Source organism: Collinsella aerofaciens (genome assembly GCF_015554145.1).
GTDB classification, from domain to species: domain Bacteria; phylum Actinomycetota; class Coriobacteriia; order Coriobacteriales; family Coriobacteriaceae; genus Collinsella; species Collinsella aerofaciens_AA.
In genome coordinates this window covers 43,063-61,900 of sequence record NZ_JADNHZ010000016.1, presented here as the reverse complement: position 1 = coordinate 61,900, position 18,838 = coordinate 43,063, and the positions used below count along the sequence as shown (strand labels likewise).

Annotated in this window: 13 protein-coding genes; 12 read left to right on the top strand and 1 reads right to left on the bottom strand. The window is 55.7% G+C overall.

The window, feature by feature from the left end; genetic code table 11:
- Positions 1–1,584 (bottom strand): transglutaminase domain-containing protein (locus I2E13_RS07500; RefSeq protein ID WP_229057881.1); only part of this gene is annotated, 1,584 nt, incomplete at its 3' end.
- Positions 1,585–2,431: 847 nt separating this feature from the next.
- On the opposite strand from I2E13_RS07500, the gene I2E13_RS07495 reads away from it, so the two are divergent.
- The 12 genes from I2E13_RS07495 to I2E13_RS07440 all read left to right on the top strand — a co-directional run bounded on the left by I2E13_RS07495 (position 2,432) and on the right by I2E13_RS07440 (position 18,837).
- Positions 2,432–2,944, top strand: coding sequence for a hypothetical protein (locus tag I2E13_RS07495; protein WP_117776309.1), 513 nt, complete (start codon positions 2,432–2,434; stop codon positions 2,942–2,944).
- On the top strand, positions 2,931–3,830 hold the full coding sequence (locus tag I2E13_RS07490) for a ComEC/Rec2 family competence protein (protein WP_229057880.1): 900 nt from the start codon (positions 2,931–2,933) through the stop codon (positions 3,828–3,830). Before I2E13_RS07495 ends, I2E13_RS07490 begins: the two co-directional genes overlap by 14 nt.
- 564 nt (positions 3,831–4,394) lie before the next feature.
- A complete protein-coding gene (locus I2E13_RS11290) occupies positions 4,395–4,622 on the top strand; it encodes a DUF2188 domain-containing protein (RefSeq protein WP_195404693.1) in 228 nt (75 codons plus the stop codon).
- Positions 4,623–4,893: 271 nt separating this feature from the next.
- A complete protein-coding gene (locus I2E13_RS07480) occupies positions 4,894–5,826 on the top strand; it encodes an Abi family protein (RefSeq protein WP_117779136.1) in 933 nt (310 codons plus the stop codon).
- 551 nt (positions 5,827–6,377) lie between these two features.
- Entirely contained in the window at positions 6,378–7,787 is a 1,410-nt protein-coding gene (locus I2E13_RS07475; protein WP_195404692.1) for a hypothetical protein, read from the top strand.
- A gap of 623 nt (positions 7,788–8,410) precedes the next feature.
- Positions 8,411–10,549 carry a DUF4118 domain-containing protein gene (locus I2E13_RS07470; protein ID WP_195404691.1) on the top strand — a complete coding sequence of 713 codons (2,139 nt, stop codon included), beginning with the start codon at positions 8,411–8,413 and terminating at the stop codon, positions 10,547–10,549.
- Positions 10,546–11,451, top strand: coding sequence for a hypothetical protein (locus tag I2E13_RS07465; protein WP_195404690.1), 906 nt, complete (start codon positions 10,546–10,548; stop codon positions 11,449–11,451). Before I2E13_RS07470 ends, I2E13_RS07465 begins: the two co-directional genes overlap by 4 nt.
- Positions 11,448–13,328: a DUF2194 domain-containing protein gene (locus tag I2E13_RS07460; RefSeq protein ID WP_195404689.1), complete on the top strand. Its 1,881-nt coding sequence runs from the start codon at positions 11,448–11,450 to the stop codon at positions 13,326–13,328. Before I2E13_RS07465 ends, I2E13_RS07460 begins: the two co-directional genes overlap by 4 nt.
- Positions 13,325–14,752: a GT4 family glycosyltransferase PelF gene (pelF, locus tag I2E13_RS07455; RefSeq protein WP_195404688.1), complete on the top strand. Its 1,428-nt coding sequence runs from the start codon at positions 13,325–13,327 to the stop codon at positions 14,750–14,752. Before I2E13_RS07460 ends, pelF begins: the two co-directional genes overlap by 4 nt.
- 3 nt (positions 14,753–14,755) lie before the next feature.
- Complete coding sequence (gene pelG / locus I2E13_RS07450; RefSeq protein WP_195404687.1) at positions 14,756–16,300, top strand: exopolysaccharide Pel transporter PelG; 1,545 nt, start codon at positions 14,756–14,758, stop codon at positions 16,298–16,300.
- Positions 16,290–18,059: a CotH kinase family protein gene (locus I2E13_RS07445; RefSeq protein ID WP_195404686.1), complete on the top strand. Its 1,770-nt coding sequence runs from the start codon at positions 16,290–16,292 to the stop codon at positions 18,057–18,059. The genes pelG and I2E13_RS07445 overlap by 11 nt, the downstream gene beginning before the upstream one ends.
- Complete coding sequence (locus I2E13_RS07440) at positions 18,046–18,837, top strand: polyphosphate polymerase domain-containing protein (protein WP_195404685.1); 792 nt, start codon at positions 18,046–18,048, stop codon at positions 18,835–18,837. The genes I2E13_RS07445 and I2E13_RS07440 overlap by 14 nt, the downstream gene beginning before the upstream one ends.
- Position 18,838 lies beyond the last annotated feature (1 nt).

The window sequence follows — 18,838 nt, the reverse complement described above, 5'->3', positions numbered from 1 at the left end:
CGAGCAGCCCGATGCGGAGGCCGACACGGCCATCCGGTCGTCGAGGGCGGTCGCGAGGCGGTAGGGGCCGTCGTCGATCACCCTACCCAATGCTGCTGTTTTGTATTCAGCATTCAGCTCGTACTTAGCGCTCCATTTGCTGTTTGATTCTTTTGAGACGTTAGATTCCGCCGTTAGTTCAACTTTGGCGCTACCAGTCTTCCATTCCTTCAGACTTATCGCATGCGCAATGATTCCATTCTGAATCCCCGAGATGCTCGGCGGGAAGGACTGGTTGTCGGCATCGATGGAAAAGCCCTCTTCCTTGGCATCCAAGTGCTGCTGAATGCGGCCGGCGTACTTCTCTGCCCATTCATTGGCTTTGCCATTTCGCACAAAGTAATTGTTGGACAGGTCGGTCGAGCGGTAGGCGTAGTCGGCCTTCTGGTAGTTTGCCGTGTGGTCGGAGTGGGCGATTGCCATGAGCTCGTCGGTCAGGCCAAAGTACAGATGGCGCTGGTCCAGGTCCCCGTACCAGTTGTTGCTGGTGTCGTCCCAGGTTAGGTCCATCTGGCACCATTTGCCGTCGATCTTTACGGCGTTCCAGGTGTGGCCGTTACCGGTGATGCGGCCGTTGGCGATGCCCGCTGCGTCAAGGAGCTTGGAGTAGATGCGCTGGTAGCTCTCGCAGGTACCCTGGTGGCGCGTGAGGCCGCTTTCGGCCGAGCACCAGTTGAGGCTGTGGTCGTACTCCAGCTGGTCGAGCGTCCAGTCGTGGAGCCACAGCGCCATGTCGTATTTCGAGCCGTCTGTCTCTTGCCTGCACTGGGCCACGGCATTGTTGACGATCTGCGTGACGCTCGGGCGGGCGGCGTCGTTTACGGTCACCTCCGTCGTGGTGCGCAGGTAGTAGATCCCCTTGTCGTTTTGGGGGTCGTTTCTGCCGTTGTCCATAAAGTAGAAGTGGATGCGGTACGTGCCCGACGCCGTGAAGTCGAAGGTGAAGTCGTGGCCCGCGGTGCCCAGGCTGCAGTAGCCGGCCCATGCCGGGCGCGACGGGTCGCAGACGCTTTCCTGGCTGCCGCCGTCCCAATAGGTGGGCACGTCCATGCGCGCCTTGGCTTGGGACGAGCCGTTGGCTTGGGTTACGTGGAAGGTCGTCGCGGTGCCCGCGGGGGCGTCGTTCCACGAGACGGTGAAGGTGACGCCGTTTTGGGTTGCCGTGGCGGAGTGGGCGTAGGTGGTTTGTGCCGTGGCGGAGATCGCCTCGGGCGTGGGGCTGGTTTGGGCTTGCAGGGATGGGGTGGGGGTGTCGGTTGCGGCGGCGGTGCCGGGCGTGGCGGCGGTGCCGTTAGCGCTTTCCGTGTTGGCTGCGCTGGTGCCGGTGGATGTTGCGGTGCCGTTCTCTACGGTATCTGCTATCGCGCTTGCGTTGGTGCCGTCTTCGGCCTTGCCTGCGTCGCTGTTCGTGGCGTCGGCTTGCGCCTGCTGCCCGGCGGTTTCTTGAGGCTGCATAGCTTCTGCGATGGCTGCCATAGGCATCGTCGCGCCGACCATGGACGTGCACGCGATTGCGCAGAGCAGGTAGTAAAGGGGTCGTTTCATTGCGGAGCCTCTCGGTGAGCAGCCAATAGGGTCCGAAGGCAGCTCCAGGCCGGCACTCCGCACATATTTTGTTGGGGATTATTTTACGGGAACCCCAGTCAACATCAGCGAACTTTCTGGAGGATGTTGGGGGGAGGCTTGTTTTAGTCCCCGACGGCGCTCTGACCCGAGCTGGGTTGACTATACGCGATGCGGCAGATTCAACATGAGGCCTTCTTCCGCTTCTTCGAGACTCGCCACTGAGGCCTTTCAGGAAAAGTCAGCGAGGCTGCTGCCTAGTTTATTGCGGCTTACGACCGGGCAATAAGCGGGCGTCTCAACATGTTGGTCAAGCAAAATCTTTTGTTAATTTCGAACAGGTATTCGATGTGGATGACTTTGTACCGGGCGAAAGCGATTGAGTCTAATTATGTTTTCATGCAGGTCAAGGGCGCTGTCTACAAGGGGATGAGCTGACTCGTAATTTCGCGTGAATAAGTTCCGCATTATTTTAGCTGCGTTTACCTGTTAAAACACAACATCTTGTGCTCATCATCAAAAAAGAAAACAGGATATGGAACTGGCGAAGGGCTACAATTGAAACAACGAGAAGCGTCGTTTCCCCATTACAACCTAATTGTTCGGAAGGAGTCGGATGGAATAGTTGTCAAAATCGAGGCCATATTGATGGTCCATTAAATTTCTTTAGGGGTGTGTGCGCTTATTGGTCAACAGCAGTATGCGCCCCCGTTTGTTCAAATCATTTCCAAATAGCTTTTCTTCAAGAACCTGACACTTGCGTGGCGGGGTTGGTTAGTTTGTAAAAAATGCGAAGGATGGCTTTTGGATTCTTGGAGGTGCGTAATTATTGGCCAATAACTATCTAGATGATTTGCTTGGAAAAATCTCTGCTTACGATCTGTTCAATGTGCTCTTACCGGGTGCACTCGTAACATATTCCGTCAGTCAGATGCCGTTGGGCAGTTGTATCGACTGCTCTAACTGGCTGGCACTATTTGTGATGAGTTATGTTCTCGGTCTTATTGCGTCGCGGATTGGCTCTCTTTGCATTGAACCTTTGGTCCGCAAACTACAACCGACCGGAAAGCGGGACTATTCTGCCTTTGCATATGCTCAGAAACGCGATCCAAAGGTCGAGCAGCTCTTAATGATTTCAAATATGTATCGCAGCCTGGCGGGGGCCGGTGTCCTGCTCGTAATTATTCTGCTTGCATCATTGTTGCCGGAATCTCATCGGCTTCCAGCGGCGCTGTGCTCTTTTATCGCCTTATTTGTTGCCTCCTGGATCAAGCAGGAACGGTATGTAGAAAAACGAATCAACTTCAATCTTGAGGAGTGTGATAACCATGAGCGAGATTAAGTCTCCATCCGTTGATAACGGCGACATGTTTTATATCAATCACAATACTGATAACTTCAGCATGATTGACTGTAATATTACCGATGAGCGTAAGTCGGAAATCCTTGATGAGGTCAAAAACCTTGCAGGGAAAAAGGGCGTCGTTCGTTTTATCAGTACGCATCCGGACCAAGATCATATTCAGGGTATTGAGTATCTTGATGAGCTCGGGCTTATTAAGAATTTCTATTACGTTGACAATAATGTCTCCAAGTCCACGGAGACTGAGAGTTTCAAAAAGTATAAAGATCTGAAGGAGTCGTCGTGCGCTTACAAAATATACAAGGGGTGTAAGCGCAAATGGATGAACGTTTCTGATGGTGAGCGCGGTTCTGCTGGGATTAGCGTCCTCTGGCCCGATGTGAATAATGAGACCTTTCGGGATGCTTTGCGGGATGCCGAAAGCTCTGATAAACCCAATAATATTAGTCCTGCGATTGTCTACTCTCTTGATGAAGGGGTCCGTGCGCTTTGGCTTGGTGACATGGAGAATGACTACATGGAGGCGATCGAAGATGACATTGCGCTTTCGCCTGTGGACATTCTTTTTGCGCCGCATCATGGACGGAAGTCCGGTCGCGTCCCTAAGACATGGCTGGATAAGTTGGAGCCTCGGTTGATTGTTGTAGGAGAAGCCCCGTCAGACGAGCTTGATTATTACTCGAATTGCAACACTTTGACACAGAACAGCGCTGGCGATATTTTATTCTGTTGCGAGACCGGTAAGACTCATGTCTATGTTGGAGCTCCTTCTTATAGCGTCAATTTCTTGGGTGAAGACCCTAATGCTCCGCGAGTGAAGGGTGCGCTGCATTATTTGGGCTCTTTTGATTGCGGTGACCGTTAGTCCTGCTGTCGTCTCGTTCATTCGTGGCCTGCCCACGCTTTTACCCGACAGGCCTAGATGTGTCCTTTCATCTCATTGAGATGGTGTAGGATATTGTCCTGTGATACAAAAGCTCTACGGGAGCTTTAAGGGTGACGCTTTCGACAAGAGAGTGTTGCCCTTTTTTCATGAGTGTAATGATGTGTATTTAGGCGTTTTGTTAATAGGGTTACGCGGGATGCCCTGGAATGCCTCGGCGGTTGAGCTTAGATTTGAGGCACCGTAAAAGACGTTACCGTGCGGGGAATGTTATGTGCTGTCAACGATGTCGCTCTCTCGCACCGTGAACATGCGGAAAACGGCAAGAGCCAGCTGGCGTAGATACCCGTCCCGTACGCTAAAGACGCTTCCAATGAATCACCCTGCTCGCCGGGTAGATCATGGTGGGTCAACGGTCCTGCTGTGTGCGCTTCGTTTTTTGTCCGCGCCAGTGCTTACACTTTTGAAAAAACGGCACGAGGGCTTCTGTCACATATCTCATGCTGTAGACACATCGGCAAGTTCAGAGTTGAAGGCGAGGTGATTATGAAAGGTAGAAATCAGCACATTACGAAGCGTTCGGATGGCAATTGGCAGGTTAAGGGCGAAGGGGCATGTCGCGCTTCTTTCGTTACGACAACGCAGAGCGAGGCAATAAAGCTCGGTCGACGCTTCTGCTCCAATCAAGAGTCGGAGTTGATCATCCATCGTCGTGACGGCAGAATCCGCGCAAGGGATTCCCATGGCCACGACCCCTTCCCACCGAGGGGATAAGGGGTCGGCTCCATGCCGACAACGGCCCGTTATATCGCGTCCGTTGTCGCTAAATGACTTCTTCATTGTGGCGAAATACGAGCTTGGGGCTATTTTACCTGAATTGGTTGTTTGGTCTCTTCAAAGGGTTGATTTGGGGGATTCGTGGTATTGGATTGACGGACCCCGAGTTCTCCCTTAAAGTAATCGTTGTGATGAGGCCTTGCGACGGTACGTCCGGCTTGGTCCGTGGGAACCGCCGAAAGGCGGTTTTCGCGTTTAAGGGGTCCTAATGGATAAACCATTTAAATCTATTGATGAGCAGATTGCTATTCTTGAAAGCCGTGGACTCGAATGCGATAACAATACTCGTTTAGTTTTGGAGCGCGAGGGATACTATCCGGTTATTAACGGTTACAAGGATTTATTTCTCGACCAGCGCGGAGATTCTTGCCACGAGCTATTCGTAAAAGGTACGAAGTTTTCTGATATATATCGTTTATTCGAATTTGACCGTTCATTGCGTCTGCTCATGTTTGAGTACTTTAACAAGGCGGAAGCGATTCTTAAAACTGTCTGTTCTTATCGTTTCGCAATGGCCCATAAAGATAGCCCGGAAGCATACCTGGATAGAAGATCTTACCGTGCTGATGCTGGTTATCGAAAAAAGATCGACACGCTCATTTGTGATTTCGAGAAGGTGCTATGTAGGTCTCAAAAATGGAAAAGCGATTATAAAAGGGACTATATTCGGCATTATGAGAATAATCACGATAATACGCCGGTATGGATTCTTATGAATTATTTGATGCTTGGTCAGGCATTCAAGTTCTACGAGTTTCAGCCAGAAAGCATGAGAAATTCCATTGCCAAGTCGTTTTCCGATCTCTATTCTGAGACCCATGAAGTCGATAAGCGCATCAGCCCACGTAGGCTAAGACTTGCATATGATCACATTAAAGATTTTCGAAATATCTGTGCGCATGACGAGCGTCTATTCTGCGCCAGGGTATCTCCGTCTCACGATGTCAATCTAGTAGGGGTTTTAAGCGATCTTGAGCTAGTGCTGACTGAGGATGACTATAAGATTTTACGCCGAAATATACTGCTTGATGCACTTAAGTTGAGCGACGAGCTCAGCAACGATGCCAGCGCAAAAGTGCTTTTCGCTATGGGCGTTAACGATTTGCCGAGCGTGTTTCCTAAGGAAATATTGGGGTCGTAATCGACGCGAGCGATGAATTTACCCTACAAGTTGGATGCGCATGAGATCGCGCAGAGCAGGTAGTAAAGGGGTCGTTTCATAGCGGAGCCTCTCGGTGAGCAGCCAATAGGGTCCGAAGGCAGCTCCAGGCCGGCACTCCGCACATATTTTGTTGGGGTTTATTTTACGGGAACACCAGTCAACATCAGCGAGCTTTCTGGGGAATGTTGGGGAGGGGACGGATGGTGGGCCCGCTTTGGTCCCCGGCGGCGCTCTGACCCGTGCTGGGTTGACTATACGCGATGCGGCAGCTTCAACATGAGGCCGTCTTGCGCCTCTTCGAGACTTGTTACCGAGACCTTCCAGGAAAAGCCAGTGAGGCTGCTGCTCAGGTCAAGCTCTGCATGGGCGTATTCTTCGATTTTGTAGTCTGGGTTTTTCGCCGGGTTTCTTAATTGAAGGCATTTGATCCGGGGAGCGTAAAACAACAGTTTCAAATATTGTCGCTTCCTGTTCAATTTTGTCTATCTACAATTAATCGCAAGCGTATGACTTGAGGAGATTGTTTACAGGTGGAATCGGTCACTATTCTTTGGATTGTCTTTTATGTCTTTACCGGTTTGGTGAGCGTTCAGCTTGTCCGCTTTGCTGGGCCCTTGGCGATTGGAGGGCAATACACCGTCGAAGAACTGTACCCCTCCGATGAGTCGGGCAGGTTGAACGTTGCCTACCGAATTCTCGCTCCAACAATTTGTTGCCAGCTCCCCGTGTTTATTGTGGCTGCGATTTGCGATGCGTTTTCAGTTCCAGGTCCTTCGCTGCGATACATGCCCACCCTTTTCTATTGGTTGTTTCTTGGGGTAATCAAGCATGCAAGGGGTAAATTGCGGTACCGGACCCTTCCTTTCTCATTCGAGGCGTTCATGTCTCTTTTGCTGTCCGTCGCATTCGATCACTTTGTTATCGATGGCTATCTCGGAGGACTGGGGCTAGATGTGCTTGATACTTCGAGTATTGCCTTTGAGTTTGAGCTGGCATTATTTGGTGTTGTGACCTTTTGGATTTCCACCTTTTTTAAGCGTTATCAAATTAAGCGTAGCCGTGTGCGCTCATATGTCATTCCGTCATATGTTGTTCCGTCGTACTCCGTATTTAATTACTCTTCAATTGATACGGGCGAAGCCAGGCTATTCGCATACGAGCGTGAATATGGTGATCTTTTACCTCAGCGTTTTTCGAATGATCTCCTGTTGAGAAGTGTTTTCTTCGCAATTATGGCTATAGAGGATGGGAATCGTCCTGAGTTCATCCGAACGATCGAGCGTATGGCCGCTCATTTCCATTTGGCAAATACTACGGGGATAATGCAGCAGAAGAGCGAGACTCCTCTGTCTGATAGGGATAGCGTTAAACTCGCAATTCCCTATATTGAGAGCATGTGGGACCAGTTCCTTGTTGAATTCGGTCGTTCTGCTGAGGGATCCGGGGGAGACGGTCTGCGACTTTTCATGGGCTATTACACCTACGACTACTTGATGTTGTCGCGGACTATCCGCAATCACTTTGCGCCATTTTATGGGGACTATTGTGGAACGAGATTACTTAATGCTAATCACGTATTTTGCGATGTTCTGGAATTTGAGGAAAGGCAACGTTACGGATTGCTTCCAAAGACGGTTTCTGCGACTGGATCGATATGCGCCACTGAGCTTGGATGGCTTTCTGGAGAGTACTGTTATTGGTCCGATTACAATACGGTTGAATCCTGCCTGAATGAAAATGATGCCAATGGCGTTAAGCTGGTCAGCAAAAATGACGTGAATAAAACTCAGATAACCGAGATGACCTCAAGGCTTAAGGAGCAAGGTGTTTCCGTTCTTGAGGTCAAGTATGTGGCCGGCGCTTCGGCGACCATCGTGTGCATCGGCGATTCGTCTAAGATTCCGAGTACTACCGGTAGTGACTGGATGTTTGTTGGCTAGTTGAATCATCTTTGCCTTTCACAAGCATAGGTTAACGACTAGAATACACTTAATTGCGGTGGAAGCCTTCGGGCGACACCTGAAGAGGGTTGATGCGTCGGCCCTCTTTTTTATTTAGATGTAAGATTCGGCTTGGCAAAACAAGGATCCCATTTGGGGAAAAGCAAATATCCGGCGGTTTTATGCTTCGGGACGCGCGGTTTAAGCGTGTTTTTCGGAAGTGCGAGGAAAAACCGAAAACCGCCGAGCACACCCCAATTTTTGGCAACAAAACCGCAGATCGCCGGACCTCGAAACCGGGGCCTGGTCGACAGATCTCGGATTTTCATCGCACTTCCGGAATCATTCACCGGAAGTATGCGGCTAATTTCGGAACCTTCGAGCACACCGCCCTTTTCATGAACAGAAGCCGCAGGTAGAAGCGTTGTCGCAATGCGGCGTGGTCGGCATGTCAAGAATTTGCCGCATACTTCTGGATTGAGTGCTCATTTAGCACTCTCGATGTCTCCACATCCCCTAAAAAAGTTCTTAAAACAGCCTTAAAGGCGCCTCAGCTCGCGTTGACAGCGTAAAATACGCATGTTTGACTATGAACAAAGTGGATTTTAGGGGAGGGGTGCGCCATGGAGGTGCTGGTTGTTGGCAACACCGCATATGTTGACGATGACTTTTGCGCCAAGGCATTCCCTGGGGACCACGTTAAGGTTGTAGCCGCGCAGGAAGCGCGCCGCGATGAGTCGTCGCCCCATGCCTCGTGGAAAGAGCTGCTCCAGCACTTGGAGCAGGCCTACGAGTTCGACCGCGCGGTCTACCTGTCTAATTACCTAACCCCGCATACCGATACCGTGGGCGATATCGAGCTGCTGCGCTCGGTCTTTCGTGCGTGCGCGGGTCGCCGGATCCAGCTGTTGTATATAGCAGGTCCCGCGGGTGCCGAGGGTGCCGCCGATGCCGCGGGGCGAACGGGCAAGGGCATTATCGCGCACGCAGCCAACGACCTGTGCCGCTACTACGCTGCTCGCGAGGGCGTTCAGACTAAGATCCTGCGCGTGCCGTTCCTGTATACCGCGTCTGCCGCGCTGGAGGACCCGTTTTTGGTGCCGATGCTCGACGAATGCTCAACCGGATCGGCCGCTCTGCAGGGCGCGCAGGATGCGGCGTTTCCTCTGCTGTGTGCCGAGGAGCTTGCGGTGCTGGTACGCCGTATCTTCGACAGCTGGAATGGTAACTTTGAGACGCTCGACGTAGCCGATACCTTCCATCACACGGTGGGTGAGGTGGGCGAGGCCCTTCAGGCACTGTTCCCAGGGCTCTCAGTTGCCTATGGCGATTCTGCCGGCTACGCCCTGCCCGCCAGCGACGTCGCTCGCGTGCGCTATGGCTGGTTTCAGCGCTACGACTTGCTGCGCGACCTCTCGACCATTCAGGCTCGCTGGGATGCTGGCCGTGCAAAGAAGGTCAACCCCTTGCGCGCGGCCATCGACCGCATTCAAATGCGCACGCTGCCTGTCAAATGCCTGGAGACGGCAGCCGCCTGGGTGCTCTTTGAAGTGCTGGAGCGCGTGTTCTCCCAATCGACCCAGCTCAACGTGCTCGATTATCGCCTGCTCTACGTGGTGCTGATCGGCACGCTGTATGGCTTGGACTTTGGCCTGGTTGCGGCGCTGCTGGCGTCGGTGGGTTTGGCTGCGAGTTACTTTACTTTGTACGGCTATACCTTCCAGGGCCTGTTCTACGAGCCGTCCAACTGGCTGCCGTTTATCGCGTACTTTGTTGTGGGTGCCGTGTGCGGCTATGTGCAGCTGCGCAACAGCGAAGCCATTAGGGCGGAGCGCGATCAAAACGAGCTCGTGCGCAACCGCAATACGTTCCTTACGCAGCTCTACCACGACGCGATCGAGGACAAGCGCGCGTACAGGCGCCAGATCGTGGGTCGCCACGACAGCTTTGGCAAGATCTTTGCCGTAACGCAGGAGCTTGACGTCTTCAACCCACGCGACATCTATCGCAAGTGCTGCGAGCTTCTGGGCGAGATCCTCGAGAACGATTCGGTGGCGATCTACCATGTTTCGGGCGGGGCATTTGCACGCCTGATGGCAGCAAGTCCCGCGATTGCCGAAGATGCCGCACGCTCGCTTACGCTTGAGCAGCTTGCGCCCCTTTTAGGCGACGGGGGTCGTTCGAGCCTGTGGGTGAACCGCGAGCTGACGCCGGGGCTTCCCATGTTTGGATACACGATCGAGCGTGACGGGGCGCCCGCCGTGTTGATCTTTGTGCGCTGTGCGGCCCAGAACCAAATGACGCTCTATTACCAAAACCTGTTCCGCATCTTGTGCGGCCTGGTCGAAAGCGCGCTGGGCCGTGCCTTTGACTATGAGGCGGTGGCACAGGATAAACGCTGCGTTGACGGCACTTGCGTGCTCAAGCAGGCTGCCTTTGGTCAAGAGCTCGCGGCCGAGCAGGCGCTGGCAGATGGCAAGATGGGCAGCTTTTTGCTCCTGCGCGTGGTACCGGGCATGGAGCCTGTCGGCGAGCTGGTGGGCGCAATTGGGTCGGCAATCCGCGAGAGCGATGCGGCGGGCCTGGTCGATGGTGACATGCTCTACCTGCTTATGCGCCAGGCAAAGGCGTGCGATCTGCCCATTATCCGCGAGCGCCTGAGCGCAAAGCAGATTGCGGTGGAGCCCGTTGACGGCGAGGACATCGTGGCGCTGCTGCAGCACATCTCTTACACCGGTGACGGTGAGGGGGGTGCCGCTTGATCTCGCTTGTCGTTGCTGCCGTCTTGCTGCTGATTCATGCGCTGGTTTGCCTGATGCTGTGGACGCTCATGAAGTTGGGCCTGCTGCCGGTGCGCGGGCACATGCTGGCTGTAATAGTGCTGGTGCCGCTGTGGGGCCCGTTGCTGGTGGTTCTGCTATCGGTCCGCAGCGCGGTGTTTGGCGAGGGGCTGAAAGAGTCTGCGCTGGAGTCGCTGCGCTTCAACGACGACCTGCATCGCAGCATCCTAGTGCACGAACGTGATGCCGATGCAGGCGTAGTGCCGCTCGAGGAGGCGCTCATCGTCAACGACCCGGCAGAACGGCGCCGCCTAATGCTCTCCATGCTCACCGAGGAGCCCAACGCGTACCTGGCGCAGCTGCAGGCGGCTAAGCTTAATGACGACGTTGAGGTGGCTCACTATGCCGCGACGGCGGTGGCGCAGATCTCCAAGGAGTCCGACCTTAAACTGCAGCAGCTGGAGCGTGCCTTTAAGACGGACCCGAGCGCGCAAAACCTCAACGAATACTGCGATTTTCTTGGTGAATACTTGGGCTCGGGCTTGGCCGAGGGGCGTGTGGCTCAGATTCAGCGCCAACAGTACGCGCGCTTGCTTGCGCGTCGCTGCGAGCGCGAGGACACCCTTGAGCTTCGCATTCGATACGTGACGGCGCTGGCCGATGTCGGACAGATCGACGAGGCGCAGGCCGTGATCGACCAGCTGGTGCTCGATGTGCCCGAGGAGCAGGAGGTTTGGATGCTTTGTCTGCGCCTTGCGGTGATGCGCCGCGACGGTGACGAGGTCCACCGCGTGATCGATGCGATTGACAAACAGCATGTATACTTGAGCGCCGCCAACCGCGAGGAACTAGCGTTTTGGCGCAACGGAGAGGAGGCCCGATGAGCGTGGTACAGCATATCCGCGACCGTGCGGGCCATTTTCGCTGGATGGGGCTGCTTGTGGTGTGGGCGGTCTTTATTGCCATGGCGGCCGTGCTGCTGGTGGAGCGCGCCGGCGTACAGTACAGTGCGGGCCAGCATAAGCTGGGGATGCTTGCCGCCAACGATGCGGTGCCGGCCTCCTCGGCAATATTTGGCCAAAAGCCCACGTGCCTGGTCATTACCGATTCCGATCAAGCTGGCGTCGAGGACGTAAAGGAGCAGTTCGACCAGATTCTGCTCGACATGAAGATCGCGCACCGTGACGTGGACCTTGCCCTGGACGGCGCAGATGCCATTCCCTCGCTGACCTCCTACGATCGCGTGATTTTGCTCATGCCGTCGCTCGATGGGCTCGGTACGCACCTGAGCGACATTATGAGTTGGGTGAGTGCCGGCGGTTCGCTTATGCTCGCCATGCCTCCGGATAACTCGGGCTATCTGCAAGTGATTGCTCCCAAGCTTGGCATTGAATCTGCCGGATATGACTATGTAAAAGCCGAAAGCATTGTGCCGAGCGAGGACTTTATGCTGGGCGGGGGAGAGCGCTACGAGCTCTCGGACCCCTTTGATTCGTCGCTTTCGGTTTCGCTGCGCGAGACGGCTCGTGTGTGGGCTAAGACCGGCGATGCGGGCGCCCCGCTCATTTGGTCGAATGACTGCGGTAGTGGTCGCACCGTGGTGTGCAATATCGGTATCTATGACAAGGTCATGCGCGGTTTTTACGCCGCGGCGATCAGCCTGCTGGGCGATGCCACGGCCTACCCCGTCATCAACAGCGCCGTCTTCTATCTGGACGACTTTCCCAGCCCCGTGCCCTCGGGCGACGGCACCTATATCAAGCGCGACTACGGGCTTTCTATCGCCGACTTTTATGCCAAGGTCTGGTGGCCCGATCTGCAAAAGCTCGCGCAAAAATATGGCGTTCGCTTTACCGGCGTGATGATCGAAAACTACGAGGACGCGGTCAACCAGACCGAGCCCGCGCGCCAGGCCGATACCACGCAGTTCCGCTACTTTGGCGGCATGCTGCTGCAGATGGGCGGAGAGCTGGGTTTCCACGGCTACAACCATCAGCCGCTGGCGCTCTGGGATACCGACTATCGCACACTGTACGACTACAAGACGTGGAAGAACAAGGAGGCGCTCGTCGCATCGCTCGACGAGCTTATAGCCTTCCAGGACGAGGTGCTGCCCAACGCGCACGGCTCGGTATATGTGCCACCGTCGAATATCCTTTCGGCCCGTGCGCGCAAGCTTATCGGTACTGACGTTCCGCGCATTAAGACCATCGCCAGTACGTATTTTGAGGATGGCACCGACTTGCCCTATGTGCAGGAGTTTGGCGTGGCGAGCGATGGCATTGTGGAGCAGCCACGTATTGTCTCGGGCGGCATGGTCAACGATTCCTATATGCGTCTGGCAGCCGTGTCCGAGCTCAACATGCACTACGTGAGCACGCACTTTATGCATCCGGACGACCTTTTGGACCCCGATCGCGGCGCTAAGGAGGGCTGGGAGGTCTACAAGGGCGGCCTGACCGACTACCTGGACTGGCTTTCCAAGTCTGCGCCCGACCTGCGTCGCCAGACCGGCTCGGAATGCTCGGGCGCCATCCAGCGCTTTTCGTCCGTGACGGTGAGCGTGGATACAAGTGCGGATGCCTGGACGCTCAGCCTGGGCGATTTCCACGACGAGGCGTGGCTCATGTTCCGCGCCAACAACGGCGACCCGGGTGCAGTCACGGGTGGCGAGATTACGCATCTGACGGGCGACCTGTACCTGGTCAAAGCCACGGACAAGACGGTGACCATTGCACGCAAGGAGGGTGGCGACAAATGAGAATCTGCTTGGTACTCGAGGGTTGCTACCCCTATGTGCACGGCGGCGTGTCCACCTGGATGCACGGCTACATACAGGCCATGCCCGAGCACGAGTTTGTGCTGTGGGTGATCGGCGCGCATGCTGCCGACCGCGGCAAGTTTGTCTACGAGCTGCCCGGCAACGTGGTCGAGGTGCACGAGGTGTTTCTGGACGACGCCCTGCGGCTTTCGGGCGAGCAAGAAGAGGCCGACTTTAACGCCCGCGAGCGCGAGGCGCTGCGCCGCCTGGTGTCGCTCTCCAATCCGGACTGGGACGTGCTATTCGATATCTTCCAGCGCCGTCGCGTGCATCCGCTCTCGTTTTTGCAGAGTCGCGCCTTTATGGATATCTTTCGCGACGTGTGCCTGGCCGAGTACCCATACACGCCCTTTGCTGATGCATTCCACACCATGCGCTCCATGCTGCTGCCCGTGCTCTACCTTCTGGGCGGCGAGGTGCCGGTGGCCGATGTGTACCACGCCATCTCGACCGGCTACGGCGGCCTGCTCGCCTGCCTGGGCTCAAGCGTTCACCAGGCTCCGGTGCTGCTGACCGAGCACGGCATTTATACCCGCGAGCGCGAGGAGGAGATCATTCGTGCCGACTGGGTGGTGCCGTCGTTTAAGGACCGCTGGATTCGCTTTTTCTACCTGCTTTCGGAGGAGATCTACCGCCGCGCCTTCCGCGTGACGAGCTTGTTCCATAACGCTCGCAAGACGCAGATCGATATGGGCTGCGATGCGGACAAATGCATGGTTATTCCCAACGGCATCCAGTTTGACCGCTTTAAGGACATTCCCTTAAAGCCCGATGACGGCTGGGTGGACATTGGCGCGGTGGTGCGCCTGGCGCCCATCAAGGACGTCAAGACCATGATCTATGCCTTCTTTGAGCTGCACGAGCGCCTGCCCCGCGTGCGCCTGCACATCATGGGTGGCGTGGATGACGAGGAGTACGGTGCCGAGTGTCACGCGCTGGTCGATGCCCTGGGCGTGCGCGACTTGATCTTTACCGGCCGCGTCAACGTGGTTGAGTACATGGAAAAGCTCGACTTTACCATTTTGACGAGCATCTCCGAGGGCCAGCCGCTCAGCGTGCTGGAGTCGCTTGCAGCGCGCCGTCCCTGCGTGACGACCGAGGTGGGCTGCTGCCGCGAGCTGCTCGAAGGCGCCCCGGGCGATGACTTTGGCGTGGCAGGTTTTGTGACGCCGCCCATGTATCGCAAGGGCTTGGCCGATGCCATGGAGCGCATGTGCACAAGCCGCGCCCGTCGCATTGAGATGGGGGAGCGTGGCCAGCGTCGCGTTGCCACGTACTTTTTGCACGAGCAGATGCTCGCCAACTATCGCGCGCTGTACGACGAGACGGCGCGCGCGTTTGACCTGCCCAGAGAGGGGGAGTAGCCGTTGGCCGGAATTGGTTTTGAGCTCAAGCGCCTGTTTAGGCGCAAGGGCCTGTTTGCCACGATGCGCGCTTACGGCTACGCCGGCATCGTATGCACGGGCCCCATGCTGCTGGGTGTGCTGCTCCAGGTGGGTATCTTGGTGCTGTGCGGTCTGTGGGGTGTGGGCCGTGCCAACCAGGATCTGCTGGTGTGCATGGTGACCTATACACTGCTGGCCTCGCTTGCGCTCACGAGCTTTTTCTCCATGCCGGTCACGCGCTTTTTGGCTGATATGTTGTTTGCCGAGCGCGAGGATGAGATACTGCCTTCGTTTTGGGGCTCCAATGCTGTCATGCTCGTTGCGGGCACGGTGCTCTACGGCGTTTTTTTGCTGTTCTCGGGGGCCACGCTGCTGCAGGGGCTGCTGTGCCTGTGGCTCTTCAACATCATGATCGTCAACTGGAACGGCATGAGCTACCTCACGGCCATCAAAGATTACCGCGGTATCCTGTGCAGCTTTGCGGCTGCCATTGGTGTGGCGTGCCTGTGCGCCCTGGCCGCGCTGGCACTGGGGCTGCCGCCGGTCGAGGGCCTGTTGGCGTCAATCGCCCTAGGCTACGGCGTCATGCTCGCCTGGGATGTGGTACTGCTGTACCGGTATTTTCCACGGAGTGACCGGAGTCCCTGGCTCTTTTTGCAATGGCTCGATCAGTTTATGCCGCTGGCGCTCACGGGCCTGTTTACCAACCTGGGGCTCTTTGCGCACCTGGTGATTATTTGGGCGGGACCCATCGGCGTGCAGGTCAAGGGCTTGTTTTATGGCGCGCCCTACCACGACGTGCCGGCGCTTATCGCGTTTTTGACCATCCTGGTCACGACCGTCAACTTTGTGGTGTCGGTCGAGGTCAACTTCTATCCGCGGTACCGCAACTACTACAGTTTGTTTAACGACGGTGGCGTGGTGGGCGACATTGTGGTGGCCGAGGAGGAAATGCTTGCCACGCTCAACCGAGAACTGCGGTTTTGTGCGCTCAAGCAGCTGTTTGTGACCGCAGCGGTCATTTCGCTCGAGACCACAGTGCTCTCGGCCCTGCCGCTGGGCTTTAACAACCTTATGCACGGGTATTTCCGTACATTGTGCGTGGGCTACGGCCTGTATGCCGTGGGCAACACGATTCTGCTGATCTTGCTGTACTTTACCGACTACAAGGGGGCCGTGCTGGCCTCGGGCCTGTTTGCCGGTGTGGCTGGGCTGGCGACCGCCGTGTCGTTGCTTTTGCCGCAGCAGTTTTACGGCTTTGGCTTTTTGTTGGGCGCGGCGGTGTTTTTTATCGTGGCGCTGCTGCGGCTCGATACCTATACCGCCAACTTGCCGTATCGTATCCTGAGCCAGCAGCCCATGGTGGCGACCGACAAAATGGGTCGCTTTACACAGCTGGGCCGCATGCTCGACCGTGCCGTGCAACGCTACGAGGAAGATCGCCAAAACGGCGAGCCGCATGGCGCGTTTGAGCGCATGGTGGTCCGCGTGTATCGCAACCATTGGGGAGGTTCTGATGATCGATAAGTTGATGTCTCGCCGCTGTCTGATCGAGGCGGCTGCCGGCGCGCTGCTGCTTTCGGGCTGCTCATCTCAGGACGAATCCTCGACAAATAAGGTAAAAAAGCAGGACAAGATTAAAAAGGCCGAGGCCTCCGTCCAGTCCAAGCATCTGCGCGATAAGGACGAGCTGTACGAGGTCTATGATGACTCGGGCATTGTGACCATGTATCTGACGGTCTCTCGCGGCAACAGCTCCGAGAACACGGACCATAGCTGGGCCGAGATCAACACGTACTCGGTGTATGACTATGCCGACATGGGCGTGACGCGCTATCAGGTTATGGGTCTGCTGCAGGCGGGCGACGAAGACGGCCCGGTGGCCGGCGAGGTTGGCTATGGCGAGGAAGCGCCCAATGCCACCGTGCAGGTGCGCGGCCAGACGTCGAGCTCCTACACGCAAAAGAATTACAAGGTGGAGCTCAAAAAAGGCAAGGGCACCTGGCGCCAACAGCGCGCGATTGCGCTCAACAAGCACATGGGCGAGGGTATGCGTTTTCGCAACAAGATGGCCTACGACCTTATCCGCGGGATTCCCCAGATGATGGGCCTGCGCACGCAGTTTGTGCATCTGTGGGTGTGCGACCAGACCGAAAAGTCCAACGATACCTTTGAGGATTACGGCCTGTATACGCAGGTGGAACAGCTCAACAAGACCGCGCTCAAGGCACATGGCCTGGATAAGAACGGGCATCTGTACAAGGTGAACAGCTTCGATTTCCATCGCTATGAGGAAACTATTAAGCTTGCCGACGACCCCGACTACAACCAGGCAAACTTTGAGGGCATGCTCGAGATCAAGGGCGATTCGGACCACACCAAGCTCATCGAGATGCTCGACGCGCTCAACGACGAATCGCAAAAGATCGACGACGTGCTCGATACCTACTTTGATACCGAGAACCTGGTCTATTGGCTGGCGTTTCAGATTCTGACGGGCAACTGCGATACGCAGAACCGTAACTGCTATCTGTACAGCCCGCTCAACTCAAATACCTGGTACTTTTTAGATTGGGATAACGACGGCATGCTGCGTAAGCTGGAGCTTTCTCTTACTGGGTTTTCGGACTACGCGAGCTGGGAGCGCGGTGCAAGCAACTACTGGGGCAACGTGCTGTTTAACCGCGCGTTGCGCAGCAAGTCGTTCCGCAGCGAACTCGACCGTGCCGTCAAGGACTTGCGTTCGTATTTGACCGAGACTCGCCTGACCAAGATGATCAAACATTATCGCGAGGTGACTGAATCGCTGGTCTTTGCTTCGCCTGATATCGACCATCTGCCTGTCACCAAGGACCAATACGAGCAGATCGCCGCGGCGATTCCCTCCGAGATCGAGGAGAACTATAAGAGCTTTCGCGAGAGTTTTAAAAAGCCCATGCCGTTCTACATCGGCGTGCCGCAGATCGATAACGGTAAGCTGCGCATTAACTGGGATGCGTCCTACGACTTTAAGGCGCGTGACATTCGCTATACCGTGGAGCTGGCGCGCGACTATGCCATAAGCGACGTGCTTTTTAAGGCCGAGGACGTGCTGCTGCCCGAAGTGACCTGCGATGCGCCCGATGCCGGCCAGTATTTTGTGCGCGTGCGCGCCACCAACTCAGACGGCTATACGCAAGATGCGTTTGACTATTATGTGACCGACGACGGCAAGCACTATGGCATGAAGTGTTTTTACGTGCAAGACGGCGGTAAGGTCGTGGAGGACACGTATGAGGAGGGCTAGCGCGCTGCTTGAGCGCTTGGCGGCTCCGCCCGTGCGTGCCACGCAGGAGCGTTACCGCCACGAGCTCAAATATCTCATTAACGAGGGCGAGCACGCCGCGCTTGCCTGCCGCATGGCGCCGGTGTTTAAGCTGGACAAGCATGCGCGGGCGGGTGGTTACACCATTCGCAGCCTGTACTTTGACGACTACTGCAACTCGGCCTACGAGGAAAAAGACGCCGGTATTCTCATGCGCAAAAAGTATCGCGTGCGCATCTATAACGGCAGCGACAAGGTGATTAAGCTCGAGCGCAAAAAGAAGTACGGCAGCTGGATCTACAAGGAGGACGCGCCGCTCACGCGTGGCGAGTTTGAGCAGATTCTGGCCGGTGACTACGACTTTTTGCTGAGGAGCCCCTATCCGCTCTGTCGCGAGTTCTACATCGAGTGCATCTGCAACATGATGCGCCCGCGGACCATCGTGGACTACGAGCGCGAGCCGTGGGTGATGGACGAGGGCACCGTGCGCATTACCTTTGATAGCAACGTGCGTGCGGCGGTGGGGAGCTTTGACATCTTTGACGCGACGTTGCCCGCGTTGCCCGTACTGGAGCCCGGCAAGCTGGTGATGGAGGTCAAGTTTACCGAGTTTTGCCCGCAGCTGGTACGCGATATGGTGCCGCCAGGTGCGGCCGAACTCACGGCGGTCTCTAAGTACTGCCTGTGTTATGACAAGACCGCCTACCTGCGCGGATTTAATTACTGGGAATCGGATTTTGAGAACCGAGGGGATATTTAGA